Source organism: Actinosynnema sp. ALI-1.44 (assembly GCF_001984155.1).
Taxonomy (GTDB): domain Bacteria; phylum Actinomycetota; class Actinomycetes; order Mycobacteriales; family Pseudonocardiaceae; genus Kibdelosporangium.
In genome coordinates this window covers 34,707-60,866 of sequence record NZ_MTQO01000033.1, presented here as the reverse complement: position 1 = coordinate 60,866, position 26,160 = coordinate 34,707, and the positions used below count along the sequence as shown (strand labels likewise).

General features: G+C 64.9%; 27 protein-coding genes and 2 pseudogenes. 15 read left to right on the top strand and 14 right to left on the bottom strand.

Annotated elements, in window-relative coordinates:
* Positions 1-446 precede the first annotated feature (446 nt).
* From ALI144C_RS07055 to ALI144C_RS54160, 8 genes are all read left to right on the top strand, one after another.
* Complete coding sequence (locus ALI144C_RS07055; protein WP_076986195.1) at positions 447-1,073, top strand: TetR/AcrR family transcriptional regulator; 627 nt, start codon at positions 447-449, stop codon at positions 1,071-1,073.
* 362 nt (positions 1,074-1,435) lie between these two features.
* Positions 1,436-2,248: an alpha/beta fold hydrolase gene (locus ALI144C_RS07050; RefSeq protein WP_076986297.1), complete on the top strand. Its 813-nt coding sequence runs from the start codon at positions 1,436-1,438 to the stop codon at positions 2,246-2,248.
* Between the two features lie 157 nt (positions 2,249-2,405).
* Entirely contained in the window at positions 2,406-4,067 is a 1,662-nt protein-coding gene (locus tag ALI144C_RS07045) for an ABC transporter ATP-binding protein (protein ID WP_168211195.1), read from the top strand.
* Positions 4,064-5,869: an ABC transporter ATP-binding protein gene (locus tag ALI144C_RS07040; RefSeq protein WP_083752801.1), complete on the top strand. Its 1,806-nt coding sequence runs from the start codon at positions 4,064-4,066 to the stop codon at positions 5,867-5,869. Before ALI144C_RS07045 ends, ALI144C_RS07040 begins: the two co-directional genes overlap by 4 nt.
* Entirely contained in the window at positions 5,866-6,894 is a 1,029-nt protein-coding gene (locus ALI144C_RS07035; RefSeq protein WP_076986194.1) for an ABC transporter substrate-binding protein, read from the top strand. The genes ALI144C_RS07040 and ALI144C_RS07035 overlap by 4 nt, the downstream gene beginning before the upstream one ends.
* Before the next feature lie 9 nt (positions 6,895-6,903).
* A complete protein-coding gene (locus ALI144C_RS07030; RefSeq protein WP_083752799.1) occupies positions 6,904-8,001 on the top strand; it encodes a FecCD family ABC transporter permease in 1,098 nt (365 codons plus the stop codon).
* The gene (locus tag ALI144C_RS07025; protein WP_076986193.1) at positions 8,001-8,816 is read left to right on the top strand and encodes an ABC transporter ATP-binding protein; all 816 of its coding nucleotides are present in this window, start codon (positions 8,001-8,003) and stop codon (positions 8,814-8,816) included. Before ALI144C_RS07030 ends, ALI144C_RS07025 begins: the two co-directional genes overlap by 1 nt.
* Positions 8,817-9,004: 188 nt before the next feature.
* Complete coding sequence (locus ALI144C_RS54160; RefSeq protein WP_076986192.1) at positions 9,005-9,310, top strand: YgjP-like metallopeptidase domain-containing protein; 306 nt, start codon at positions 9,005-9,007, stop codon at positions 9,308-9,310.
* Between the two features lie 584 nt (positions 9,311-9,894).
* Here the strand turns inward: ALI144C_RS54160 and ALI144C_RS07015 are convergent.
* The 3 genes from ALI144C_RS07015 to ALI144C_RS54155 all read right to left on the bottom strand — a co-directional run bounded on the left by ALI144C_RS07015 (position 9,895) and on the right by ALI144C_RS54155 (position 11,769).
* A complete protein-coding gene (locus tag ALI144C_RS07015; protein WP_143230471.1) occupies positions 9,895-10,710 on the bottom strand; it encodes a hypothetical protein in 816 nt (271 codons plus the stop codon).
* 94 nt (positions 10,711-10,804) lie between these two features.
* Positions 10,805-11,569, bottom strand: a complete 765-nt coding sequence (arsM, locus tag ALI144C_RS07010) for an arsenite methyltransferase (protein WP_076986190.1) — start codon at positions 11,567-11,569, stop codon at positions 10,805-10,807.
* Between the two features lie 17 nt (positions 11,570-11,586).
* Entirely contained in the window at positions 11,587-11,769 is a 183-nt protein-coding gene (locus ALI144C_RS54155) for a hypothetical protein (RefSeq protein WP_143230470.1), read from the bottom strand.
* A 76-nt stretch (positions 11,770-11,845) separates the two neighbouring features.
* Between ALI144C_RS54155 and ALI144C_RS07005 the strand changes: the two genes are divergently transcribed.
* On the top strand, positions 11,846-12,199 hold the full coding sequence (locus ALI144C_RS07005; protein ID WP_076986189.1) for an ArsR/SmtB family transcription factor: 354 nt from the start codon (positions 11,846-11,848) through the stop codon (positions 12,197-12,199).
* Here the strand turns inward: ALI144C_RS07005 and ALI144C_RS56615 are convergent.
* The 5 genes and pseudogenes from ALI144C_RS56615 to sigJ form a co-directional block, all read right to left on the bottom strand.
* Positions 12,186-12,326 carry an FAD-dependent pyridine nucleotide-disulfide oxidoreductase gene (locus ALI144C_RS56615; protein WP_202818875.1) on the bottom strand — a complete coding sequence of 47 codons (141 nt, stop codon included), beginning with the start codon at positions 12,324-12,326 and terminating at the stop codon, positions 12,186-12,188. The two genes, ALI144C_RS07005 and ALI144C_RS56615, sit on opposite strands and share 14 nt — an antisense overlap.
* A 537-nt stretch (positions 12,327-12,863) precedes the next feature.
* A pseudogene (locus ALI144C_RS57300) lies at positions 12,864-13,265 on the bottom strand (arsenic resistance protein); the annotation flags it as partial.
* A pseudogene (locus ALI144C_RS57295) lies at positions 13,263-13,544 on the bottom strand (transposase family protein); the annotation flags it as partial. The pseudogenes ALI144C_RS57300 and ALI144C_RS57295, both read right to left, overlap by 3 nt.
* 313 nt (positions 13,545-13,857) lie before the next feature.
* Positions 13,858-14,097, bottom strand: coding sequence for an NAD(P)-dependent oxidoreductase (locus ALI144C_RS06985; RefSeq protein WP_076986187.1), 240 nt, complete (start codon positions 14,095-14,097; stop codon positions 13,858-13,860).
* Between the two features lie 47 nt (positions 14,098-14,144).
* Positions 14,145-15,071, bottom strand: coding sequence for an RNA polymerase sigma factor SigJ (gene sigJ, locus ALI144C_RS06980; RefSeq protein ID WP_076986186.1), 927 nt, complete (start codon positions 15,069-15,071; stop codon positions 14,145-14,147).
* A gap of 149 nt (positions 15,072-15,220) precedes the next feature.
* Between sigJ and ALI144C_RS06975 the strand changes: the two genes are divergently transcribed.
* Together ALI144C_RS06975 and ALI144C_RS06970 are read left to right on the top strand one after the other, a co-directional pair.
* The gene (locus tag ALI144C_RS06975) at positions 15,221-15,766 is read left to right on the top strand and encodes a YceI family protein (RefSeq protein ID WP_076986185.1); all 546 of its coding nucleotides are present in this window, start codon (positions 15,221-15,223) and stop codon (positions 15,764-15,766) included.
* Between the two features lie 18 nt (positions 15,767-15,784).
* Entirely contained in the window at positions 15,785-16,621 is an 837-nt protein-coding gene (locus ALI144C_RS06970; RefSeq protein ID WP_076986184.1) for an endonuclease/exonuclease/phosphatase family protein, read from the top strand.
* 120 nt (positions 16,622-16,741) lie between these two features.
* On the opposite strand, the gene ALI144C_RS06965 is transcribed toward ALI144C_RS06970, so the two are convergent.
* The 3 genes from ALI144C_RS06965 to ALI144C_RS57285 all read right to left on the bottom strand — a co-directional run bounded on the left by ALI144C_RS06965 (position 16,742) and on the right by ALI144C_RS57285 (position 18,026).
* Positions 16,742-17,089 (bottom strand): YybH family protein, encoded by a 348-nt coding sequence (locus ALI144C_RS06965; RefSeq protein ID WP_237774030.1) that lies wholly within the window; start codon positions 17,087-17,089, stop codon positions 16,742-16,744.
* Positions 17,019-17,645 carry a hypothetical protein gene (locus ALI144C_RS57290; RefSeq protein WP_237774032.1) on the bottom strand — a complete coding sequence of 209 codons (627 nt, stop codon included), beginning with the start codon at positions 17,643-17,645 and terminating at the stop codon, positions 17,019-17,021. Before ALI144C_RS57290 ends, ALI144C_RS06965 begins: the two co-directional genes overlap by 71 nt.
* A 138-nt stretch (positions 17,646-17,783) precedes the next feature.
* Positions 17,784-18,026 carry a hypothetical protein gene (locus ALI144C_RS57285; protein ID WP_237774031.1) on the bottom strand — a complete coding sequence of 81 codons (243 nt, stop codon included), beginning with the start codon at positions 18,024-18,026 and terminating at the stop codon, positions 17,784-17,786.
* On the opposite strand from ALI144C_RS57285, the gene ALI144C_RS57280 reads away from it, so the two are divergent.
* The gene (locus ALI144C_RS57280; protein WP_237774029.1) at positions 17,925-18,302 is read left to right on the top strand and encodes a hypothetical protein; all 378 of its coding nucleotides are present in this window, start codon (positions 17,925-17,927) and stop codon (positions 18,300-18,302) included. The genes ALI144C_RS57285 and ALI144C_RS57280 overlap by 102 nt on opposite strands.
* 621 nt (positions 18,303-18,923) lie before the next feature.
* On the opposite strand, the gene ALI144C_RS06950 is transcribed toward ALI144C_RS57280, so the two are convergent.
* Positions 18,924-19,376 (bottom strand): SMI1/KNR4 family protein, encoded by a 453-nt coding sequence (locus tag ALI144C_RS06950; protein ID WP_076986182.1) that lies wholly within the window; start codon positions 19,374-19,376, stop codon positions 18,924-18,926.
* On the bottom strand, positions 19,367-21,667 hold the full coding sequence (locus ALI144C_RS06945) for a deaminase domain-containing protein (protein WP_168211194.1): 2,301 nt from the start codon (positions 21,665-21,667) through the stop codon (positions 19,367-19,369). Before ALI144C_RS06945 ends, ALI144C_RS06950 begins: the two co-directional genes overlap by 10 nt.
* Before the next feature lie 64 nt (positions 21,668-21,731).
* On the opposite strand from ALI144C_RS06945, the gene ALI144C_RS55325 reads away from it, so the two are divergent.
* From ALI144C_RS55325 to ALI144C_RS06935, 3 genes are all read left to right on the top strand, one after another.
* A complete protein-coding gene (locus ALI144C_RS55325; RefSeq protein WP_168211193.1) occupies positions 21,732-22,043 on the top strand; it encodes a hypothetical protein in 312 nt (103 codons plus the stop codon).
* A gap of 452 nt (positions 22,044-22,495) precedes the next feature.
* The gene (locus ALI144C_RS06940; protein WP_237774021.1) at positions 22,496-23,533 is read left to right on the top strand and encodes an integrase core domain-containing protein; all 1,038 of its coding nucleotides are present in this window, start codon (positions 22,496-22,498) and stop codon (positions 23,531-23,533) included.
* A 150-nt stretch (positions 23,534-23,683) separates the two neighbouring features.
* Positions 23,684-24,148 carry a hypothetical protein gene (locus tag ALI144C_RS06935; RefSeq protein WP_143230468.1) on the top strand — a complete coding sequence of 155 codons (465 nt, stop codon included), beginning with the start codon at positions 23,684-23,686 and terminating at the stop codon, positions 24,146-24,148.
* 751 nt (positions 24,149-24,899) lie between these two features.
* Here ALI144C_RS06935 and ALI144C_RS06930 read toward each other — a convergent pair.
* Complete coding sequence (locus ALI144C_RS06930) at positions 24,900-26,105, bottom strand: MFS transporter (protein WP_076986178.1); 1,206 nt, start codon at positions 26,103-26,105, stop codon at positions 24,900-24,902.
* Between the last annotated feature and the right edge of the window lie 55 nt (positions 26,106-26,160).

Sequence of the window (26,160 nt, the reverse complement as noted above, 5' to 3'; positions counted from 1 at the left end):
GTGTCGTGCCACACGGGGGCCGAAGACGACGATCTGCTGACCTTGACGCGCCACGAGGACAAACAGCACTGGGAACTCCACCGTCGCCCGATCTCCGCCGAGGCCCTCCGCAAACGTCTGCGCGTTGGTGTCGAGCGTTCACGGACACTGGTAGCCGCTGTCCGCGCCGAGCAAAGCGCTGCGCTCGGTGCGGTGGGCGAGAAATGCCTGCCGCGTCCCGACAGTAGTTCCGCACGACGATCTGCCCCGGATGACCCGACCCGATCGGCATCAGCCTCCACGCCGCGCCGTCCTCCTCGAACGCGCCGGAATCGCCTGAGACACCACCCCTCTGGACGATGTCCCCGCACCGGTCCTACACGGCGAGAGATCATGGACGAGGCTGCGTGGAGAATGAGACCGGTTCATCGCCCGTCCCAGGCGGCGCGAGCAGGAGGGACACCAGAGTGAGGCCACGCACCGAGGCACCGGAACGGCGTCGCGGCGATCTGCTGGACGCCGCCCAGCAGATCGTGCTCGGCAAAGGCATCGCCGGACTGACCGTCGACGAGGTGACCAATCGCGCCGACGTCGCCAAGGGCACCTTCTACCTGTACTTCCGCTCCAAGGAACAACTCATCGGCGCGCTACGGCAGCGGTTCGTCGACGACCTCACCACCCGCCAGCACCGCGAACTCGACGCCCTCGCCGCCAACGACTGGATGGGCCGACTGCTGCACTGGATGGAGTCCAGCATCCGCGGCTACCTCGCCCAGACGGACCTGCACGACGCCCTGTTCCTGCACACCAGCCCCGCTGACCATCCTGGGCACGGACATCTCGCGGACCCCACCACAAACCGACACGCAGCCGCCCTCGCCGAAATCCTGGACGCCGGCACCACGGCGGGCACCTTCGCCCTCGCCAACCCGCGAGCGGCAGCGGTTCTGCTGTACAACACCATGCACGGCACCGCCGACTACCTGGTCGAACAGGGCAACCACCGCAAGACCGGCAGCGCGAACGTCGACGACATGATCACGGAAACCCTGAACCTGTGCCGCCGCTACGTCCGGCCTGGCGAGCTCAGCTGAGGCCGACGCAGACGCTCGTGAAACTGAGGCAACATCACCCTCGCCGCATGCCCCCTATCACCTCGTGGTGGATGGCCTGCTCATAGAGGTAGGCCGCAGTGGCCGTGCTTCGTGTTGTGCCCGCTGACGCCCTTCTTCCTCGCACCGTCGCTGGGCGGCTGATCAGGCTCATCGGGGCCGTTCCCGTCAGTCACTTGCCAACGGTAATCATGTTCATTACTGTGACTGACGGTCAGTCACTCCACGCGGTGGCAGCGGAGTGCGCCGAGCTGTGTCGCAGCACGCAACGGCTTCCGTGACACGTCGCCATACCCATGGGCAGCGGTTCGCCCGGTAGGAGTCATACACAAGAAAGGGTGCAGATGCCTTTTGCGGAATTCGACGACGTCCGTCTGTTCTACACCGACGAAGGAGATGGCTCACCGAGCCTCGTCCTGATACACGGGCTAGGGGCGGATTCACACGACTGGAACTGGGTGATCCCCCATCTTCGGCAGAAGTACCGAGTCGTCGCCTACGATTTACGCGGCCATGGCCACTCGAGCACGGCGAACGACTACTCGCTCGACCGTCAGGCGGACGACGTCGTGCGACTGATGCGTCATCGCGACTGCGAACAATTCGTGGTCGTCGGCCATTCCGCCGGGGGGACTATCGCTACGAAAGCGGCCGTCGCCAATCCATCAGCGGTCTCGGCAGCCATCACCGTCGATCCCGCCTACGGTGCGCCGCCATGGCTCGCTGAGGCCTATGACGCGCTCTATGAACGTTGGAGCTCCGGTGCCGCCCGTAACCACGACGAGCTCATGGCGATGTACGCCGAGGTCGGCCATTCGATCGTCACCCCCGACTTCCTGTCGAGCTGGAATCTCCGACGACTGCAAGCAACTCCCATCGACGTTTTCTGGACGACATACGGCAGCCTGGCCCATGTCGACGGTTTGTTCGGCAGAGGCGCGGCGACCACGGCGTTGCTCCGCCGTCGAGCTTGTCCTGCACTGTCGTTCCACAGCCTGGCCGAACAGGGCAAATGGGAAGCGAACCATTCACAGCACCCGCTCTCACATGCCGTGGAATGGGAAGGATCAGGCCACTACCTCCACATCGAGCGACCGCGTGAACTCGTCACGGTGGCAACGAGGTGGCTGGATCAAGTATCCGACACCACTTCCTGACACCCAGAGGTGGGCAAGTCAGGCATCCGGGGATTCCCGCCCACCGCGTCACAAAGATCAACAGAATCGGGGAGGTTTGGTTGTGTGGTCGGCGATCAGGTTGTTTCTGGGCTTGTGTCCACGGGCTTGGACGGGGATAGCCGGTCTTGTCGGGCTGATGTTGCTGGTGACGGCGACGTATGTCGGTCAGGGTCTGCTGATCGCGAATCTGCTGTTCAAGGCGTTCTCGTCGGTTGATGTCGGTGGTCTGCTGGTGTCCTTGGCCGTGATCGGTGTGTTGCAGGTCAGTCGGATCGTGCTGTTCGTCGTGCGGGACTCGTGGGCGCCGCGGGTGTCGGCACGGGTGAAGGAGACGGTGCGTGAAGCGCTGACGTCGAAGCTGATGGAGATCGGGCCTGGGCAGGCGCAGCGGATGCGCACCGGCGATCTGCAGTCGACACTGGTGGACTCCGTCGAACTGCTCGACCCGCTGGTGGGTCGGTTCGTGCCGACTGTGGTGGCGTCCGGGCTGGGTTCCTGCTTCGCTTCGGTGTACGTGACAGCGGTCGACCCGGCGGTGGGCCTGGTCGTACTCGCGTGTGCCCTGCTGGCGCCGCTGTCCAAACTGGTCGGAGAACGGGCGATCAGGCGACGTGCTGACCGCTGGATGGTGTCCTACCGCGGCATGTACTCCGAGCACCTGGACGCCGTGCAGGGAATGGCGACACTCAAGGCGTTCAACGCCAGTGGCAGGCGCGGCCGGGAGATGGCCGAGGGCGGTGAGGCGTTCTGCCGGGACTCCATCCGCCTGATGGTGGCGTGGTGCGCCACATCGAGTGTCGGCGCGCTGATGGTGCCGATCGGAACGACAGCCGCGGTGGGCTTGGGTGCCTGGCACGCGGTCACCGGCTCGGTGAGCGTCGCCGGTCTGTTCACGATTCTGATGCTGACCCGCGAGACCTTCCGGCCCATGCATGAACTGGAGGCGGCCTACCACGCGGCGTACCACGCCATCCCGGCCGGACGCGCGGTCGCCGACATCCTGCGCCTGCGACCACACGTGAAGGACACGGCGACCAGGACGCCGGCATTGCGGTGCGACCCTCCTGGCCTGGAGTTCCGCGATATCCGGTTCTGCTACCCGACTCGGCGTGCGCCGGCACTGGACGGGTTCAGCCTGGTGGTCGCGCCGGGTGAGCGGGTGGCCGTCGTGGGCCGTTCCGGAGCGGGCAAGAGCACCGTGCTCGGGCTGCTGATGCGGTACTTCAACCCCGATGCGGGCCGCGTCCGTGTCGACGGCCGTGAGATAGCCGAATTTCCGCTGGTCGGTCTGCGATCACTGGTCGGCGTCGTGGCACAGGACACCTACCTGTTCCACGGCACGGTTCGAGAGAACCTGCTGCTCGCCAAGCCGGACGCCACCGACGAGGAGATCTGTCGTGCGATGAGCGCGGCACAAGCAACCGATTTCGTTTCCAGCCTGCCCCAAGGCCTGGAGACGGTCGTCGGCGAACGCGGTCTGAAACTGTCCGGCGGGCAGCGCCAACGCATCGCGATCGCCCGTGCCCTGCTCAAAGACGCCCCCGTACTGGTCCTCGACGAGCCGACTTCGAGCATCGACGCCGCCAACGAGGCGGAGATCACCCAGGCACTCAGCGAACTGACTCGCGGCCGGACAACGGTCGTCATCGCGCACCGGCTGTCCACGGTGCGCGACGCCGACCGGATCGTGGTGATGGACTCCGGCCGGGTGGTCGAGTCCGGCAGCCACGCAGATCTGTTGGCACACAACGGTCTCTACGCCGAACTGGTCGCGACCCAGACTGGAGTGCCGGTATGACCTCAACCATCCACGGACACGGAAACGGACACGGTCAGGGCGGCGCGTCGATGCCGGGCCGGTCGCTGGTCACCAGGTTGAGGAGCCTGATGCCCCTGTTGGGCGAGCACCGCCGGCTCATCACGGTGGCCTACCTGGCCGGTGTACTGCACCAACTGTTGCTGCTCGCCTCGTCCGGGATCGGCGTGTACGTGGTGGCACGGGCGGCCACGGGAGCCTCGCTGGACCAGCTCACCGGTTGGCTTGTCGTGCTCGGCTGCCTGATCCTGCCGTTGGTTGTCCTGAGCATCGCCGACAGCACCTACGCCCACGTCGCCGCCTTCCGCGCGCTGGCCGACACCCGGGCGAAGGTGTACGCCGCCTTCGACCGGCTCTCGCCCGGTTACCTGCTCGAACGGCGTTCGGGTGACCTCGGCTCCGCCGCCGTGTCCGATGTGGAGCAGATCGAGCTGTTCTTCGCCCACACACTCAGCCCGCTGGCCGTCGCGTCGACAGTCCCGGTGGCCACCACCGTCGTGCTGGGCTGGTTTCACTGGTCGCTGGCCTGCGTTCTGGTTCCGGTACTGGTGCTGCTCGCCTCCGTCCCGGCGTGGTTGCGGCGTCGGGCCGAGCTGCACGGGCACGAACTGCGTGACTCACTCGGCCGGATGAGCGCCGACAGCACCGACACGTTCCAGGGTCTGCGCGAACTGGTGAACTTCGGCGCCCACGCCCAGCGGCTCAGGTTGCTCCGCACACAGAGCGTCAGGCTGGGCAAAGCGAAGTCCGCGCACGGACGCCGAGCCGGCATCGAGTACGCCGCCACGGACACCATCGCCCTCCTGGGAATACTCGCGGTGCTCGTGCTGGGCGCGCGACTCGTCGTCGCGGGCGACCTCGACCGTTCCCTGTTCCCGGTCGCTGTCGTGCTCGCCTCGATGGCGATGCTGCCAGTGTTGAAGGTGACCGAGGTCGCACGCGAGTTGTCGATCGTCGCGGCATCAGCCGACCGCCTCAACACGCTGCTCGACGCGCCCGCCCCCGTCTCGGACCTGGTCGACCAGGCACCCTCCGGCCCTGTCGAAGCACACGTCCGCTTCGACGCCGTCACCTTCGCCTACCGCGGCAACCCGCGACCCGCCGTGCGGGAAGTCAGCTTCGAGATCCGTCCTGGTGAGACCGTCGCGCTGGTGGGGCGCTCCGGCGCGGGCAAGTCGACCTGCGCCAACCTGCTGTTGAGATTCTGGGACGTCACCGCCGGATCGGTGTCGGTGGGCGGGCACGACGTCCGGGACTTCCCACAGCAAGACCTCCGCAGCCTCATGACATTGGTACCGCAGGACACCTTTCTGTTCAACACCAGCCTGCGTGACAACATCCGCCTCGGCCGCGCCGACGCCACCGACGGCGAGATCGAAGCCGCCGCACGAGCCGCCCAGGCCCATGAGTTCATCACCACACTGCCGGACGGATACGACACCATCGCGGGCGAACTCGGCGCACGCATGTCCGGCGGGCAGCGGCAACGGATCGCGATCGCACGAGCCCTGCTCAAGGACGCCCCCATCCTCGTCATGGACGAAGCCGTGTCCAACCTCGACGCCGCCAGCGAGCAGGCGGTCACGCGGGCAATGGAGGAGGCCCGGCATGGTCGCACCACCCTGGTCATCGCCCACCGCCTCTCCACCGTTCGAACCGCTGACCGGATCGTCGTCATGTCCGACGGACGCGTCGCCGAAACCGGAACGCACGAAGAACTCCTCGCCCGCAACGGCGCCTACGTCGAACTACTCGCCTCGCAACTCGAAGGGTTCCGCTCATGAAGACGAGACCGAGAACCACTGTCGGCATTGCCGCGGCCATGGCGGTGGCCGTCCTCGCGGGTTGCGCGAGCGGGTCACCCGAGCCCGGTGCACCCGGGACGACAACGGGCACGGGCACAACGGCCTATCCGTTCACCATCAACAACTGCGGCACCGACGTGACCTACGGGGCGGCGCCGAAGCGGGTCGTCACGCTGAGCCAGACCGCCGCCGAGATCCTCATCCACCTGGGAGTGGGCGACCGGGTCGTCGGAACGGGATACGAGATCGACAAGGTGCCGGACGACATCGCCGAGCAGTACAAGAAGATGCCTGTCATATCCGCGCACGGACAGCCGGTGAAGCCCGAGAAGCTGCTGGAAGCACAGCCGGACTTCGTCTACAGCACCTTTGGGAGCTTTCTCACCGCGGCGCAGGCCGGCGACCGGGAGCAGCTGCACAAGCTGGGCGTGCCGACCTACGTGTCCGAGTTCGACTGCACCGAGCACCTCAGCGTGGCGGGCGCGAACTTCGAGATGCTGTACACGGAGTACCGCCAACTGGCCAAGATCTTCGATGTGCCCGCCGCTGGGGAGAAACTGGTGACCGAACAGCGGGCCATGGTGGACAAAGCGCTGGGCACCATCAGGAACCGGAACACCCCGCTGAAGGTCATGTGGTTCTACTCCACCTACGCGGGCGTCCCATGGGTAGCGGGTCCCGGCGGTCTGGCACAACACATGTCCGATCTGGTCGGGGTCCAGAACATCTTCGCCGACGCGTCGACCAGGTGGGCCGAGGTGAGCTGGGACGAGGCCGCCGCCCGCAACCCCGACGTCATCATCCTGGTCGACCTGACCAGGGGCGAACCCAACGACACCGCGCGGGAGAAGATCGCCCTGCTCAAGAAGGACCCCCTCACCAGCAAGCTCGACGCGGTCAAGGGCGACAGGTTCATCACCATCCCCGGCCGCTACACCGATCACAGCTGCTGCAGCGCGCACGCGGTTCCCGCGCTTGTCGAAGGCCTGAACAGGTTCCGGTGAAGAACCGCCATGTCCATGAATCCGAAGAGGACTGCCGGGCGCGTCGAGGATCCGATCAACGGTGTTGAGACGGTTCCAGCGCGCCTGCGGTACGCATCGACCGCGGCGCTCTTCGCGGTGGCCGCGGCCGGGCTGCTGGTGTCGGTCGTTGTGGCGTCGCTGTTCGGGAGCGCGAACATCGGCCCCCTTGATGTCCTCTCCACGATCCTGAGGCATGTCGGCCTCGGCGGGATCGCCCCCACCCCACCACTGCCGAAGCTGCTGGACGCGCTTGTCTGGGAGTCGCGCTTCCCGCGGGTGTTGCTGGCCGCCACGGTCGGCGCGGCCTTGGCGGTCTGCGGCGCGGTGCTGCAAGCGGTCACCAGGAATCCGCTGGCCGACCCTTATTTGCTGGGGGTGTCCTCCGGTGCCTCGACCGGCGCGGTGGCCGTTCTCCTGCTGGGCGTCGGCGGAGGTATCTCCCTCTCGACCGGAGCTTTCGCCGGTGGCCTGGTCTCCTTCGCCGTGCTGCTGGCCCTGCTCGGCGGAGGCCGCGTCGCCAGTCCTTCCCGCGTGGTGCTCACCGGCGTGCTCGTGTCCCAGTTCTTCGCCGCGCTGACCTCGGTCATCCTCATGATCAGCGGGACCGCGAACTCCACCCGCGGCTTCACCTACTGGCTCCTCGGCGCCCTCTCAGGCGCCCGATGGGAGGTGGTGACCGTCACCGCGGCGATCGTCCTGATCGGGGTGCTCGCCATCCAGTTCCTCGCGCCCGCTCTCGACGCTTTCACCTTTGGCTGGGACTCCGCCACCGCGTTGGGGATCAACGTCACCGCGGCCCGCATCTGGCTGATCGTGCTGACCTCGATCATCACAGCGGCCGCTGTAGCCAGTTCCGGCGCGATCGGCTTCATCGGTCTGCTCGTCCCCCACGCCGTCCGCATCCTGACCAGCCCGATGCACCGCTCCCTGCTTCCGCTGTCCGCAGTCATCGGCGCGGTCTTCCTCATCTGGGTGGACACGTTCGCGCGCGTAGCGTTCACGCCCCACGAGATACCCGCGGGCGTCATCACCGCGCTGCTCGGAGCGCCCGCCTTCGCGCTGGTTCTGAAGCGTTTGGAGTCCTAATGGGACACATCATCGCCGGCGGCGTCTCCTGGTCGGTCAAAGGCCACCGGTTGCTGGACAGCATCGACATGGTCGCACAGGCCGGGAAAACCGTCGGGCTGCTGGGCCCCAACGGCTCGGGTAAGTCCACCCTGCTGCGCCTGCTCGCCGGACTGCGCCGACCCGACGCCGGAACCGTCCGATACGACGACACCAGCCTGCGCGATCTCAGCCGCCGGATGCTGGCCCGACGGCTCGCCGTCGTCGAACAGGACGTGTCAGCCCACAACCACGTCAACGTCCGTCAGGTCGTGGAACTCGGCCGCACACCTTTCCGAGGTCGCTTCGACGCGCTGACCGGGCACGACCGGCGGGTGGTCGACGCGGCGCTGGAACGCGTCGACATCGCCGACAAGCAAGACCAGAGCTGGAACACCCTGTCCGGTGGGGAAAAGCAGCGGGCCCAGCTCGCCCGCGCACTGGCGCAGGAGCCGCGCGAGATCCTGCTCGACGAACCCACCAACCACCTCGACATCCGCCACCAGCTCGAACTCCTCGACCTGTTGAGGTCACTGGACATCACCTGTGTCATCGCCCTGCACGACCTCAACCTCGCTGTCCGCTACTGCGACCATGTCGTCATACTGGATCACGGAATGGTGGTCGCCGCGGGCATTCCGGAGGCCGTGCTGACCCCAGACCTGATCGAGTCGGTCTACGGCGTCAACGTTCTCGTCGACCGCGAACCCACCACGGACATTCTCCGAGTCACCTACCTGGCTGCCACTCCCCCGAGAAGACCTTCCAGAAAAGCGATACACCTCGATCCTCGGTAGGTGTCGACCGCTGCCCTGATGCTGGCGCTGTGCCTCACTGGCAAGGCATTCCCCAGCCAGGACTTCACCGCCCTCAGCGCACCAGGAGGGCACTGCCCGCCATCACTGGCTATGCGGCACGTTGCCGGTAGGCACGGTCGACCGCCGTCGATCGGGGCCATGCCACCGGGTCGAGCGGCGGAATCGGGGTGCTGATCGTATTGCTGGTGCCGGGTTTCACGTTCACGGCGCCGCTGGGGCATCTACGAGGGACCGCCGAAGCACACGACGACGCTGCACTGGGCGTGTTCGGCTTGCCGCTCCGGTTGATCGAGTATGTGCTCGTCCACGAACAGGCCCACGCCACCCAGCCCAGCGGAGCAGCTCATGGCCGCGCCTGGAAGCGGCAGATGTACCTCTGGATGCCGGACTGGCAACGGCCGGAGCGAACTCGCCGAGGTCGGCCGCCACGCCTGGCTTGGCGACTGGAACCCGAGGTCATCACTACCTCGTAGTCGACATCCACCCCCTTCAGAAATTGCTTAACACCGTCCACAACGCGGGATCCCACTTCGATGCCCAAGTTCCATTCGCGCAGAACCAGATCGGGCTGGGGCTGACCGGGCTTGCCGAACTCGAAGGCGACGTCGGCGTCGGCAAGCGTCTTCGCGAGCAGCAGTTCGCTTCGCTCGGCAAACGTCTCGTTAAACGAGGTTTGGCCGCGGAACTCCCGCCGTTTTCCTACCCACCTTTGTTGGCCGCACTTCCTGAATGCGACGAAGCAGCTCGTCCCACAGGTCACAGGCGGCAATCGCGCTGTCAACTCCGTGTTCAGCTTCGTCCACGAGCTCTCGCAGCGGATGCTTCGGGCCAGCGCCGACCCACGAACGCAACGTGGCCCACGACGGCGAGTCCAATGCTGACACTCGACAAACGCTAGTCCCAGCACGACACTTGGCCACACCACCGTCACCGAAAGGTTGACGTAACCAGATCAATGCGTCAGCTGGAGCGTTCCAGTGAAACAGACGGGGCCATCGAAAGGTCCGCAATCGCCTGCTGGCGACACACCACTCGAACGCGTACGCAACAGTCTGGTTCAGTGCGGCGGACGGTTTCGAAGATCGAACAGACGATGCGCCGCATCGATCAGCGTGAAGGTCTCCTTTGTCAACACCGCCAAGACGTGGATACCTGCGGTGAGCTTCGCTAGGACGACGCCATCTTCCTGCTCGATGATCTCGCGTTCATTCAGGCTGAGGCCCGCCCATGTATCGCCGTGGGCTGCACCGCTGCAGATTCGCCAGAGTCCGTGAACGTGATCGACGCCCGCTGGGCCGCCGACGAACCGGCCGGCCGCCTCCACGACGGCCTTGTTGGTGGGGCGTTTGAGAGCTGCAGCAGGATCGACTCCGGCTCGAAGTGCGATCTCCTTCAGGCGTTGCTCGCGCACGGTTTTCGGTCGTGGCATGGAAGTGCCGAACAACCTACTGGCGGTGTCAGAGTTCGCGATGTTGTCAGCTTGCAACTGCAACCGGCGAGTGACCCGTTCCGGCCGAGTGTTCGACTCCAGCAACCAGATCGCCCGCGCCGCGTTCTCCAAGCCGCCACGCAGCAGGCTGTAGTAGCTGTTCAGCAGGAACGTCATCTCGTCGGGCGCACACGTTTCGCACCCTGCCGTCAATCGCCGCAACGCATGGGCGTGATCAACAGCCACACTGATCGACGAGATGACGGCGTGCGACACCTGAAACGGATCGGTTTTCGCATCGTCACCCGCGAGTGGACTTCCGCCGTTGACCTTGCAGTCATCGGGACCGGAACGACGCAACCACGGGTCGACCATCGCCAATACCTCGCGCAGCGTGCGTAGATCCGCCTGCTCGTGGTCTTGCTCGCGACTGTCCACCCCCACCAGACAACTGTATGTCCCACCCCTGTCGAAAGCGCGGCATTTCCGTAGTGATCGGCCTGCCAACCCCCACCGGCAGGCCGATCCGTGATGAACATCAAGCTGGTTTGACCGCGCGGATGACGGCGGAGTGCATGTCCTGGGCGGCCTCGTTGATGTGGGTGATGTCGATGTTGGTGAATCCGGCGGCGCTCAGCTGTTCCCGGTACTCCGATGTGGACAGGGCGCCTGCGATGCAGCCGACCCATTCGCCGCGTTCGGCGCGTTCGGCAGTGGTGAGGTGGTCGTCGGCGACAACGTCGGAGAGGCCGATACGTCCGCCGGGTTTGAGGACGCGGTGGATGGACGCGAACACGGCGGGTTTGTCGACGGAGAGGTTGATCACGCAGTTGGAGATGACCACGTCGACGGTGTTGTCCGGCAGCGGGATGTTCTCGATGTGCCCGTGCAGGAACTCGACGTTGGTGGCGCCTGATTCGGTGGCGTTGCGGCGGGCGAGCTCGAGCATCTCTGGGGTCATGTCCAGGCCGTAGGCCTTGCCGGTGGGGCCGACGCGGCGGGCGGAGAGCAGGACGTCGATTCCGCCGCCGGAGCCGAGGTCGAGGACGGTTTCGCCGGTGCGGAGTTCGGCGACGGCGGTGGGGTTGCCGCAGCCGAGGCTGGCGGCGAGGGCGTCCGCGGGCAGTTCGCCGCGTTCGGTGTCGGTGTAGCCGAGGGCGCTGACGCGCTGGTCAGTGTTGGGTCCGCAACACGATGATCCGCCACGACAGGACGCGGGCTGGTCCTTCAGGACGGTCAGAGCAGCCTTGGCGTAGCGGTCTTGGACTTGGTCTCGTAGTGCGGTCTGGTCGTCGGTGGTCATGGAAGTGCTCCTTCACGTCAGCGTGTGGCTTCGTGGCGCCATGCCGCGGGCATGACTCGTGCGGCAATGGGATCAGCGAGCAGGCGGGTCTTGGCGATCCGGGCGTTGGTTCGGCAGCCGGAGGTGCAGACCACGCCGCAGGAGTCGCAGAACTCGACGGATACGGGCCTGGCCCGTCGACGGCGGAAGAGTTTCAGCATCGAAGTCCTTGTTTCGACGAGTGTCTATACAGTGGGTTAGCTTGCCCCCGGGTTAGATGGTTGTCAATATAGACACATGTCGAATCAAGGACAGGGCGGCGCAAGCTGCTGCGCGCCGCTGTCGGACGCGCCGCTGGACCAGGCACAGGCAGGCGACCTGGCGAAGCGGTTCAAGGCGTTGGGTGACCCGATTCGGCTGCGGCTGCTGTCGTTGATCACCTCGGCGGGACGGGAGACCTGTGTCTGCGATCTGACCTCCGCGTTCGACCTGGCCCAGCCAACCATCTCGCATCACCTGAAGGTGCTGCGCGAGGCTGGACTCGTGGACTGCGAGCGGCGCGGCACCTGGGTGTACTACTGGCCGCTGCCTGAGGCGTTGCGTGAGTTGGCGGCGGTGCTGACCACGTCGATCGGCGTCACGACGGGATGAGGTGGGTCGCGAGGTCAGTGACCGCAGCGCGGGCGGTCGGGCCGACGCCGATGAGGGTGGCGGACGCGGGGCCGGTCCAGTCGCCGTATCCGAGCAGGTGCATGCCGGGTATAGCGCGGGTTCCCACGGTGTGGATGATTCCGTCTGGGGCGCGGAGACGCAGAGGCGCGAGGTGACTCAGCGCAGGCCGGAAACCGGTGCACCAGATGATGACGTCGACCGACTGGTCACCATCGGTCCATACAGGACCGTTGTGGTCGAGATGGTCGAACATGGGTAGTGCTGTGAGGAGTCCGGCGTCACGGGCGGCGCGTACGGGTGGGACGGCGACGATGTCGCCGAGGCTGGCGACGCCGCCTTCGTTGCGGCGGCGAGTGGCGATGTCGAACAGGGCGCGTCCGTCGATGTGATCGGGCAGGTAGCGCGGCGGTCGGCGGGTGACCCAGGTCAGGTCGGCGACGGTGGTGAGGTCGGCGGCGATCTGGGCGCCGGAGTTTCCTCCCCGACAACGAGTACGCGTTGTCCATGAAACTCGCGGGGATCACGGTAGTGCACTGTGTGCAGTTGCCGGCCCGCGAAGTCCGTGCGGCCACGGATGGCCGGGATGAACGGACGCCACGACGCAGATAGAACCCGGCAGCCAGGCCCGCTTGTCCGGCACCGATCACGATGACCTGGGCCATGTGACCCATCGGCGGCGTAGCCAGAGGCTGACGTAGACGAGGCCGACGAGGACGGGAACCTCGATGAGTGGGCCGACCACTCCGGCCAAAGCTTGTCCTGAAGCGACGCCGAACACGCCGATGGCCACTGCGATGGCGAGCTCGAAGTTGTTGCCCGCCGCAGTGAAAGCGAGCGTGGTGGTCCGCTCATAAGACAGACCGGACGCTTTACCGAGGAGGTAACTTCCGCCCCACATGACCGCGAAATACACCAGCAGCGGCAACGCGATCCGGACGACGTCCAGCGGCCGAGACGTGATGGTTTCCCCTTGCAGTGCGAACAGGATCACGATGGTGAACAGCAGACCGTACAGCGCGACCGGGCCGACCTTCGGCAAGAACTGCTCCCGGAAGGTCTGACGCGAGCACTGGGCGACAGGGCATCGCATCCGACGTATCCGCAACCGCACCAGCACCCGGCGTCCGTCGACCGGCACATCTGCGGGAACCCGCTCGTGGAAGGCGTGAACCCGGCCGGTTGGCGTCCCACAGGAAGGACACTCCACCACATCGCCCCTGGTTGACGCCCTCACCACGATCACATCGCCAGCGTCCTCGACGCCGTCAATCGACAACGCGGAAAGCCCCGAGAACACCACACCCAACCAGCTTCGCCACCTCAGCCACAAACGATCATGGCAAGATCGCCATCCACCCCCGGACAGGAACCCACGCATCACCACCGAAAGTGCGCCAGAGCCGCCGTCCTGTGCGGCGAGGGTTCTGTTGGAGTGGGACCGGCTGGCAGGGCGGACCCGCCCCTGACCACAACAGCTGGTGCTCACACCTGATAGGTGTCTTCGAGCACCAGGCGACCGGTTATAGATGTCGCCCATGTTCTGTGTGCCCCGGCAGGAATCGAACCTGCGACACACGGTTTAGGAATCCCAGATTCCAGCGTCTATGTGACCTCTACCAGCATCAATAGTCTCGTCTTCAGTCCCAATGTTTCGGTTGCATCGCCTGGAACGTCTGGTCTGAGCGCATCATCCACCGAACCGCACGCAGGCCGATCGATGACGTGCTGCCAGTGGTCCACCTTCCTGAGGGGATGCCGGTTGGGTGGCATAACCAGTCCGCCACATAGATAGCCCAGCTGACCTTCTCCCCCGCGTCGAGCAGTTGGCTGACCACGTTGGCGCCGACGTTTCCGGTGCCACCGGTTACCAGAATCATGGGTTTGTTTCCTTTTTGTCCTTGGTCTCCAGGGCGATCTGCGCGCGTCAGCCCGCGGTCCAAAGCCGGAGTTTGTCCGGGTTGCGTACTCCCCAGATGTGCTTGATCCGGCCGGCTGTGACCTCGAACGCCAGTACCGCCGTGGTGACGCCGTCCACCTGGAGCACCAGGCCGGGCTGGCTGTTGACCGTGCGCTCCAGGATCGCCAGTGCGGGTGTGCTGCTGACGAGATCGATCAGGTAACGCGCGATCCGTTCGCCGCCTTCGACTGGATGGAGCGCGGCGCTGATGAGGCCGCCGCCGTCGCCGACCGCGAGGGCATCGGGGTCGAGGAGGCCGATGAGGACGTCGATGTTCTTGGCTTCCCAGGCCAGCCTGAAATCCCGGACGATGCCGCCGAGCTGCGCTGCCGGAGCCGTGTGAGCCTGCGACGCGCGGATGCGGCGCCGGGCCGAGGAGGCGAGCTGGCGGCACGCGGCGGGCGTACGGCCGACGATCTCGGATACTTCGGCGAAGGAGTAGCGAAAGACATCGTGCAGGATGAACGCGACGCGCTCGGCCGGGGTCATCGTATCGAGTACGACGAGGAAGGCCATGTTGATCGACTCGTCGAGGGTGACCCGGTCGGCCGGGTCGCCGTCCGGTCGCGCGGAGGCCCACTCCGCACGGTCGGGCACCGGCTCCGGGATCCATTCGCCCACGTAGCGCTCCCGCCGGGCCCGTGCCGACCCGAGCAGGTCGAGGCAGATTCGGCTGGCGACCGTCGTCAGCCAGCCGCCGGGGGACTCGATGGCCTCCTGCTCATGCCGGGACAGGGCGTACCAGCGAGCGTAGGTCTCTTGCACTACATCCTCGGCGTCGGCCAGTGAGCCGAGCAGGCGATAGGCAAGGTTGATCAGCTGCCGTCGCTCACCCATGATCGTGCTCAGGCTCGGATCGAGCCGGCCGTCGGCCGGCTCAGCTGGGGTGATCATGGTGTCCCGCTTTCCTCTGGTGCGTCTGCTCTCAGTGGTACGACGAGACGCCCCGCCGAAATGTCAGGCGACGTGCCGGCCTCACGTTTGGCGAGGGTGTCTCGTCGTACCACTGAACCAAACACCGTCCCGGCTAGGAGCGACCAAGCATGACCATCATGACCACGCTGAGCGAGCTGACCGGCGACTATGTTCTCGACACCGCCCGTACGCGGATCGGGTTCGTCGCCCGGCACACGATGGGCACCAGGGTGCGCGGCCGGTTCGACGTGTTCGAAGGCCGTGCGCACCTGGACGGCGGCGACCCGTCGAAGTCCGGCGCACGGCTCACGATCCAGGCGAAGAGCATCCAGACCCGCAACGAGCAGCGCGACGAGCAACTGAGCAGCAAGTTCCTGAGCGCCGGCGACCACCCGGCCATCACGTTCACCTCGATCGCGGTGGACCAGGTCGGCGAGACCACCTTCAAGGTCACCGGTGACCTGACCATTCGCGGCGTGACCAAGCCGGTGACCGTGAACTTCGAGCTGACCGGCGCCGAGAACGACCCGCAGGGCGACCTCCGCGTCACCTTCCAGGGCGGCGTCACGATCAGCCGTAGCGACTGGGGCGTGAACTGGAACGTCGCGACCAGCGCCGCGGTCGGCGGCAAGGTGCGGCTGGAGCTCGACATCGCCGTGATCCGGCAGGCCTGACCAGGCTGGAGGGAACGTATGCGGGTACGAATCGTCACGATCAACGTTCAGAACAGCGAGGGCGACCCCCGGCGCGTCGGCCTGCTCAACCAGGAGTTGCGCCGGCTGGCTCCTGACCTGGTCGCCTTACAGGAGGTCGTCGAGGGCGACGGGCGACGGCAGCTCGACGAGCTGCTGGAGGGCACCGGGCTGCACGGCACCCATCAGGCCGGCGAGCTGGCCTACGCGCCGCCGTTCGCCGATCGCTATGGCGGCAACGCGGTGGCCACCCGCTGGCCCCATCAGGTCATGGAGGTCCTCGATCTGCGCCTGGCGGCAGCCGACGATGTTCCTTGGTGCACGCTGGCAGTCAAGGTCGCGCTTCCGGACGTGGGCGAGATGTTGTTCATCTCCGCCACCGCGTCCTGGCGGCTGGACGCCGAAGCCGTTCGCGAGCAGCAGGCCCTCGCGCTTGCCGATCTCGACGCCAGGCACCGCACCGACCTGCCGACGATCATCGCGGGCGACTTCAACGCCGGCCCGGACGCGTCCAGCATCCGCTTTCTCACGGGCCGCCAGTCGATCTGCGGGCGCAGTGTTCACTACCATGACGCCTGGGAGGTCGCGGGCGATGGGCCGGGCCATACCTGGAGCGCCGACAACGGCCACGCCGCCGCCCTGCTCGACCAGGTCGTGCGCCAGCCAGGGCACCGCCGCCGACTCGACTACGTGTTCACCGGTTCCTGGCACGCCCATCCGAAGGCACGCTGCGAGATCCGTACTGCCGCCCTCGCCTTCGACCAGCCCACCGATGGGATCTGGCCGAGTGACCACTACGGCGTCGTCGTCGACGTCGAGATCGACCGGGACACGTGAGCTGGGGCGGTCCTGCGCCGGACTGGCGGCCCGCCCGCGCGACCGCGTTGCCCGGCCGAGACGGGTCAGGGCCGCCTTCGTCAGCGGCCCTGACCCGGTGCTGCTGAAGGGCTGGTCGGCTCACACCTCCGGCGGGAACCAGGCCCGCAGGGTTTCCATGTCGATCGGAAGCGAGATGTGTTCGTGCGTGATCAGCCACGCGCCGTTCGACCGCCGGCAACCAACGGTCGAGCGCACCCAGATCGAGGTTTCCAACCCGTTCGTGCGCTTCCCGGAATCCAGGTGAAGCATGTGCGCGAACGCGACGTCGCCACTCACCGCAACGTCAAGGTCGTGCGTCTGCAGGCTGATGGGTCCGTCATAGCCGTCGAACCACCGCACGAAGTTGCCACGGACCTCATCGGTTCCCGCGAACCGGAGAGGTGGGACGACATCGTAATAGACGATGCCGGGCGAATAGTGGGACATGAGCCGATCGATGTCCTTCGCCTTCGCGGCTTCGACTCGGCTCTCCAAGAATTCCCTGATGCCGGTATCGATCGACGTCATCGCGTTCTCCCTTTCGCCGTTCAAGAACCCTGACTGCGACCAGTTCGGCCGGCGATGGTCCCTGTGGTTTCAGTAGTCCGACGACGCAACCCACCGAATTGTCAGGCGTGAGCGTGTAGTCCTCGAGGCGGGTGGAGCCGATCAGTTCGGCCTCGTCGCCGGTGATCGCGCCGTCGGCGACAGCGCGGGCGAGGACGAAGTGGGCTTGTTGTGTGGTCCACTCCTGGGTGGGGTGGGCGGTGACGCCGGCGATATGTAGTCGTCGTGTGCTGTGTTCGAGGAAGACCAAGGCGTAGAGGCGTGTGCCGAGTGCGGTGTCGATGTGGAAGAAGTCCGCGGCGATGATGCCGTGAGCCTGGTTGGCCAGGAACTGTTTCCAGGTGGGGCCAGTTCGGCGTGGAGCGGGATCGATGCCGGCCGAGTTCAAGATCTCCCACACAGTCGATGCGGCGATCCGATGTCCGAGTCCGGCCACCGCACGCCATTCGAGCGTGATTCTCTGCCGCTGGATTCCGCGCGCACGGCGTTCGAGTGGTTGGTCACCGGGCCGAGCCCGGTCTCGATCGAAGGCTGGCGCTTCCCCCGCAACCTCACCACCGATATCGATGGAAGGCTAGGCAAACTCCGGTTTGTGCTCCGCGACCGCGACACGAAGTACTCGGCCAGCTTCGATGCCGTCTTCCAAGCCGAAGACATGGACATCCTGACCAGCGCACCCCAGGCGCCACGGATGAACGCGCACTGCGAACGGGTCATCAGAACCCTCCGCAGTGAAGTGTGTGACCACGTTCTGATCCTCAACGAGGCACACGCTCGAGAGGTTCTCGCCGAGTACCAGCGGCACTACAACCAGCACCGGGCCCCACCAAGCCCGAGAACAGCGACCACCCGAACGTCACCACCAGCCCAACCGTGCGGACGAAACCAACGCCCGCACGCTGATACGCACCCGCGTCCTCAGTGGACTCATCAACGAATACCGATACACCGCTTGACCTGCAGCGATGACTTTTCGAGCGGTACAGGTAAGGAGATGAATTTGTTGTTGCCTTGCCGCCAACCGAAAGCTCGCCACCTTTGGCTTCTTGCGAGGCGTAGTCGCATGATTTCCATGATAGGCGGGCACCGATGACCGAGGCCTCGACCAGCAGATCTTCCCCAGCCGCACTCGACGAACGCTTTCCCGTCATCCATCGAGCCATGCACTGGAGTGGATATCCCCAGCAGGCCTCCCTCGGTATCGGCGGCGACCTGGATGGTCAGGCCGGAGCGGTGCCGCTTGCCCGAGAAGTTGACCTCGTGACCAGCACGGTTCCAGCCGGGATATCGGTTCCGTCGACCAGGACGAGTTGGCCACGGATAGCTTCCTTGAGGTCCGGAAGCGCACGCACAGGGGCCTATCCGATCAATGGAAGAATACCTCGATAGGCCCGCGATACAGTCGACTGACTGATTCCAAACAGGTCCCCACGGCCGCCTGGTTTAGGTTCCGTCGGACGTACACCAAAGTGATCACGACAGCGCGATACAGACCCACGGTCGGAGGCCACGCTTGTTTCTCAGGATACTGAACGATCTGTCAGATCCGTGCGACGAACTCCTCGATCTGGTCAGCAGCAAGCCCTGTAGTAGACTGATAACGTAGCGACCACGCCTGCAATTTGTCTTCTGTGACAGGAAGACAATCCTACTCAACTGGGGTCGTTGCCCTATTTTGAGATGATCAGGTCGCCAGAATAACGCTTACCGTCGATCAGTTCATAATACGGGTATATTCTTCCCATAAGAACCTCGAAAAAGAATCCCATTTCTTGACCACCCGCCCTCCTCCTTCTTCATACATAAAAACCGGAGGGTCTATTTTCAGCGTGTCAGCCATCCAGTATATCTGATAACCTTGGTGAATCGCAAAGACAAGCGAGCTATCGTTAATCAACCGCTCGACCCTGAACTCATCAAAAAGTTCAAAAGCATCTCGCTTGGCACCCAATATGCCAGGATAAAAGATATCCGTCCCGACGAAGAACTTCCCAGCCCTCCTACCCATGTAGGTAAGGAAATCCACATATTCAGCAGGAAGAGGGGTTTCTTGATCTCGTTCGACATCCCGAATTTCGGACTCCAGGAGGCCAACGACGGTCTCGGTACCAAACTGGGACCGCAAAACACTCGCCAGCGCACCAACTTGGCCGTTCCCTATCCCCATGTCACATTCACCGTCACGTTAGGAAAAGTTTGCTTGAACTGATCAATAAGTTTTGAACAACTATCACACACCTCACGCTCAGAGTAAAGGTTGATAGTTCCTTTTGAATTAGGCGAGAGAGTTGCGGCGTAGGTCTCAAAGATTTTTACTTCCGAGTCGTGAGGGCGGGCTGACGTATTGAACTGACGAGGAGTTGCGGGCATCGAAACCGACCCCGGGTGTGAATATGTCCCACTAACCCCGATAAGTTGACCGGTCTGACCGTCGATATCGTGCTGAGCCACCGCAATGTTCCTCCTTGACGCAACACCTTGCCCATTATTCGCGTTCTCCCGGAAGTCTTCTGCCACCTCCTTGCCAGTCTGGCCGCAGTTGTGGACGAGGAGAGGCGTGGCTGCGGCAAGAACATGATACGAGTGGATGCCATCGACGGTGAGGTCATGGGCGAGAGTGTGGTTGGTGTACTTGCGGACCGCGGTGACCTGAACCCACGTACCCGACGAGGTCCGCAGCCACGAACCAGCCTTGACCTCAGCCGCCACCACCCATGCGTCAAGATCAGCCACCCAGAACGGATGCCAGTCGGTGGCTTCGATCGTCGCCGTGGCCGATCCTGCGGAGCCGTCCGTGTCGATGGTCAGTTCGGTACGGGTGAACTCGTTGTCATGCACCCATGTCGCCGTCACGGCGCGGGCTTCGGTGCGGCCGGTCTGTGGATCGGTCGCCAGCACGATATCACCGAGCGTGACCTGCTCGATCGGCGTCTCGCCGTAGGGCGAATATTGGTGTTCCGAGGCGTAGCGGTCGAGACCGAACGTCTCGTCGGGCTGGTCGAACTCGTTGTAGTTGTGGCGGATGGTCTCGGTGGGCAGGCCGCCTGCCGCGGGCATGTCCTCAGCGAGCACCAGGCCGGCGACGGCCGAGTACTGCGCTCGATACGTGTACGTGCCCGCCAGCTTGCCTTCGCTAGGCGGGATCACCGTCGAGGTGAACGTCGGCCGGTTCAGCTCGTCGTACTCGTCGACCTGCTGGGTGAAGGCGTTGCCGTTGACGTACCGCGTCGCCGAGGTGGGCAGTTCCGCGCGCTTCGTGTCGAAGACCCACTCGGCGAGCTTGGTCCGGGCGCCACCCTGGATTTCCTCGGACATCGCCTTCTTGCGGCCGAGGTCGTCGTATTCGTGGACGATGTTGCGACCGCGTGCGTCCGTCGTGGACACCAGTTGGTCCAGATCGTCGTACTCGAAGGTGGTCGCGCCGGTGTCCGGGTCGGACTTCCACGACGGTCTGCCCAACTTGTCGTACTTGTATTCCCACTTGTTGCCCTGCACGTCGGTGACTGTGCTCAGCTTGCCCTTGACGTCGTACGCGTATTTCGTGGCGTCGAACGCGGCGTTCGCGCCATAGGTGCCGTCGGCACTGCGTTCCTTGTAGTCACGGCGCTCGACGATCACTCCGAGGGCGTTTTTGATCACCGCGGTCGCGGTGTCACCCTGCGGCGGCGTGGTGAACGTGATGTCGCCGCTGTAGCGGGTCTTGGTCCGCCACTGTTCGACGTTCATCTTGCGGAAGATCGACTCCAGCGGCCTGCCCAGGTCGTCGAACTCGATCACGGTCTGGTTGGGTACCGCGTTGTCGAATGCCCCGAACAGCGTGGTGGACGGTGCCTCCGTGTTGTAGTACGCGGAGTTCGTCACGTGTGCGTTGCCGCGGCTGTCGTAGAACGCGTCCGTCAGAATTCGCCCGCCGTCTCGGGTCGGTGTCTGTGACTGACGCGGCCTGAGCATGCCATCCAGCAAGCTGTAGGACGTCGTGTAGGTTTCGTTTTCCTTCAACGACTTCGTAGTGACAATGGATGGCGCGTCTCGCCGGTACTCGTAGGAGTACTCGGTGGTCGCCGTCTGCCTGCCTTCCTTTGATCGGCCAGGCACCCAGACCTTCAGAAGCCTGCCGAGTGCGTCGTACTCCAGGTCCGCCCGTTCACCGTGGATCCCGAACTCGGTGAGCGCGGCACCCCGGGCGGTGTCCAGCACGCTCCTGGTAACCCAGCCTTTCCGGTTGGTCGTGGTCACTGTGTGCGGATTGCCGGTGTCGGGGGTGTATTTGATCGTGGTCGTGCCGCCGTCCACGTCGGTGGATTTCGTGGTCCGGCCGTAGAGGTCGACTTCGGTCGCCGCCACGGCCTGGTACTGGGCAGCACCGATCCACCGGAGCGTTTTGGTGACGACGCCTCGACTCGGCGCGTCACCGCTGTTGCTGTTGCTGTCGTAGATGGCCTGCACGTCGGTGACCATGTCGTTCTCGGTCCCTGGCCATGCGGCACACGGCTTGGCGATCGTGCGGACCGACGCCGCGTAGGTGAGCATCCACTTCGTCTCGTTGCGGGCGTACGTGGTCTGCGTGCACACCTCGTCCCCAGCGACTGCGGTATCGCCCTCGGACTCGACCTTCAGTGGCAGGCCGGTCTCGTTGAACGCGGTGGTCGTCCGGGTCCTGCGCCAGGTACCGTCCGGCTGGCGACTGCGTGTGGCGTTCGCCTTGGCCAGCACGATGGACGCGCGGTCCTTGCCATCGTTCGCGGTCTCGATCAGGTGCGGGTCGTTGATCGACGCCGACACCACCTGGCCACCGCTGTACAGCAAGTTCTCCCGGATGAATCCGGCAAGCTGATCGACATCCTCGACTCTGCCGCCGTCGCCATCAGTGACCCACACGTCCCTCGGCGGTGTGCCCGCGGGCATCGTGTCGCCGTCCATGCCTCGCAGGTACAGCTTCTCGGAAACCGACTGCGGCTGGCCGGGGTCACCTTTGATGGTGCGCACCCTGCCGTAGCCACGCCACTCCGACCACGTCCGGTACTGCGGCTCCGCTAGGTCGTTGTCGTCGTAGTGCCAGGCAGCACCTTCCAGGTACTGGTACTCCGTCTTGATCTGCGAAGGCCCACCGGTGCGTGCGTCTTCGGTCACGTACTTCACGACGTTGTACGTGCCGAGAATACGTCCGTGCAGGTCAACAAGTATCGGCGTGTGACCGGTCGGGGTCAGGCATGATCGCGACTCGTGCTGGTCCGCTTCGCCTACCTCGCCGTCGCCCACGCCTTCGCCGCGCTACGGCTGTTACGCATGACCGACGGCGAGAAGGACGTCGAGATCCTTGCGCTACGCCACCAACTCGCCGTCCTGCAACGACAACTCGGCGACCGACGCGTTCAACTGCGACCCGAGGACAGGGCGTTTCTCGCGACGCTGCTCGTGCCATTGGCTCGCACAGCGTTGCGCCGGTTTCGGCTACTGGTCAGCCCGGACACGGTGCTGCGGTGGCATCGCGACCTGGTAAAACACCGCCACGCCCGCACGAGCATGAACCGCAGGCCAGGGCGCCCACGAACTACCGCTTCGATCCGCCGCCTCGTCCTACGCCTGGCAAGCGAGAACCCCTCGTGGGGCTACCGGCGCATCCACGGCGAACTCGCCCTTCTCGGCATCTCGATCGCTCCCTCCACCGTATGGGAGAGCCTCAAGACGGCCGGCGTCGACCCAGCCCCGCACCTGGTGACCGTCACGTGGGCCGACTTCCTGCGTTCCCAGGCCAAAGCGGTCCTGGCAATGGACTTTATCGAAACCGTCACCCTGACCGGCGCGCGCCAGTACATCCTCGCCGCCATCCATCACGCCAGCCGACGCGTGCACCTACTCGGCACAACCGCGCACCCCACCCACGCCTGGGTGACGCAGGCCGCCCGCAACCTGCTGATGGATCTCGAAGACGCCGGGCACCTCGCACAAGTCAGGTTCCTCATCCGCGACCGCGACGCCAAGTATCCCGGCCTGATCGACGAGATCCTCAGCGGCGCTGGGGTCACCACGGTGCTGACCGGTGTCCGGATGCCCCGCATGAACGCGATCGCCGAACGCTGGGTGAAGACGCTACGCACTGAACTGCTGGACCGCATGCTGATCTGGAACGAGGCTCATCTCCGGCACGCACTGCGCGAGTACGAACGGCACTACAACCTGCACCGGACCCACCGATCGCTTGCCGCCGCTTCACCCCTGGGAGCCGTGCCTCAAGCTCTTGAACCGGACCAGATCGAGCACCTCGCGATACATCGACGGGACCGTCTCAGCGGGATCATTCGTGAGTACCGACATGTCGCATGACCTGCACGGACGTCGTTTTCGGCACGCACAACCTTGTTCACCGCGCTGATTCCGCACTACATGCATCGTGACGATCAGTTCCGATCTGTCGCCGCTGACCTGCTCCACGCATCGTTGTTCCACGTCAACCAGACTGGGGTGGAAAGGCGGATGGTCGTGTACGACCGGCTCGTCGACTTCGCCAAGAGCCCGTACCTCGACCTCAATCACGTGGTGGCCGCTGAGCTTGAGGTGTACCTCCTCCAGTTATTGGTCAACGATGAGCTGATAACGGCGGAGTATGCCGTCGACAAGGTGACCGGCCTGATGGTCGCGAAGGATCCGCGCGGGCCGGAGAACCTCGCGCTCTTCTTGCGGCTCTTGGTAAAGACGGAAGAACCCAGGTGGTTCCTGGGCCTCGCGGAGAGGTTGCTCGCCCGCGAGGTGCTGAGCGCCGAACAGGTGGCCGAGATCTGGTGCGCGTTGACGAACAAAGGGGTTGCGAGTTCGGAGTATCCGGAGACGCTCCTCGACGAGGCCCACCGCCTCCGCTGGCCGGCACGCGAGGAGCTGCTCGCGCACCGGCCGGATCTGCTGATGCGGTTGTCGAAGCTGGAGGACGACGAACTGCTCTAGCCATTCTCATCCACCCGACAAGGCACTATCGACGCGTGTCGCCGAACTGGCCGTGTCGGCCAGCTCTAGCCGCAGAACCGGGCAGCCCGTCGGCACCTTCCCGCGCCACGATCGGCACCTCGGCGCCTGTGCGTGCCGATATTGAGTCGAAAGTGATCATCTTCCGGTAGGTTGATCACGTTCCTCGTCGGTGAGGACTGTGAGGTCTTGGGGTCGTCCCCGCGCAGGCGGGGCTGCTCCAAACGCTGCACAGCCACGCACCCGGCAACAGCCTCCAACAGAAGTGAACCAAGGACATTCGTTTCCGTTGCTACACCGAGTTCTTCACAAAGCTTCAGCACAGCCTCCCGATCATCTGCCGCATCCGGTCCAGCCTCGGCGCAGAGAGTGAGTACCGCCTGCCACGGGTCGTAGGCGATCGCCAAGTCGGCCTCCGGCACGAACTCGTGACGCGGCGTGGCGCGCAGAACCCGTTCGACCTCGCCTCGTCGCGCGTGCCCGGCCTTCCGGATCCTCTCGACCATCTCTGCATGCAATCTGCCAGGCGACGTGGTGGTCTGCATCGCTTTCCTTCGTGTTCAACGGTCTTCGGGTTGGTCAGTCGTTGTCGATGGTCAACGCGCGTGTAGGGTCTCAGCGTCGATGACATGTGGATCTTTAGTGACCTGCGGCTTTGCTCGTTGTCTCACCGCAGGGTCCTGAAGGACAGTCTCAAAGTCGTGGCATTTCTTGGATCGCGGGCAGCGGTGGTTTAGCGGCTGCCGAGTTCTCCCTTGGTGAACCCGTGTTTGCGTGCCGTGAGCACAGTGGCGAGTGCAGGGACGAGCAGCGCGAGCGCGACCCAACTCAGCCAGGATGCGTCCAATCCGCTGAGGACAAGGCCTCCGATGACGCCACCACCGGCGATTCCGACGTTCCATCCGGTGGTGAGGAGTGCTTGGGCGACATCGCCGGCGTCGCCTGCTGCTTCGGCGACTGCGGTCTGCAGCAGGGTGGAGGTGCCGCCGAACGCGAGCCCCCAGAGCGCTGCGCTGGCGTAGACGAGCGTAGGCACGCCGGAGAAGATGCCGAGCAACAGCGTGCACGTCGCGAAGAGCACACACGCGAGGATCATGAGGAGGCGCAGGTGTCGATGGACGAGCGCTCCGGCGATCCAGATGCTCACCAGCGACACCAGGCCGAAGGTGAGCAGCACGGCGTCGACTTGACCTGCCATGCCCAGCGGCATGAGGAACGGGGCGATGTAGGTGTAGAGGATGCTGTGGGCGAGCACGAACGTGAGGGTCACGAGGAGCACGGGCGCTACGCCGGGAATGCGGAAGGTAAGGGTGAGCGGGAGCCGTGAGCCCTTGGGCTGTCCGGGGAAGTTCGGCACCGCCGCGATGACCCACACGATCAACGCCAGCGTGAGGACGATCAGGATCCCGAACGCGTATCGCCACTCGACGAGCTTGGCCAGAAGCGCCGCAGCAGGAACTCCGACGGACAGGGCAACGATTGCGCCCGCCATCGCGATCGCCAGTGCCTTGCCACGCTGACGTGGGGAAACCATCCGTACCGCGTACCCGGCCAACAGCGCCCAGAGCAACCCCCCGACGATGCCGCCGAGGAACCGGGCGGCTAGCGTCAGTGCGAAGCTCTCGGAGAGCGCGGTGACGGTGTTGGCGATCGCGAATCCTGCGATCGCCACCAGCAGCAGGTGTCGGCGCGGCCAGCCGATCGTCGCCTTGGTGAGCGGGATCGCGGCGAGAATCGCCCCGATCGCGAAGACGGTGACGCTCTGCCCGGCAGCACTCTCGCTCACACTCAGGTCCCGGCTCATCTCGGGAAGCACCCCGGCGGGCATCGTCTCGGTCAGGAGCGTAATGAATCCAGTGGTGGCCAAGGCCAGAAGACCTGCCAGCGGGAGCCGGGCGTTCGTTGTCGAGCGAGGTGGCAGAGTATCTGGTCGTGTCATAGCCTTATCATCGATGGGTGACATTAGTGTGAAGGTCAATTCGGTGTCCGCCGAG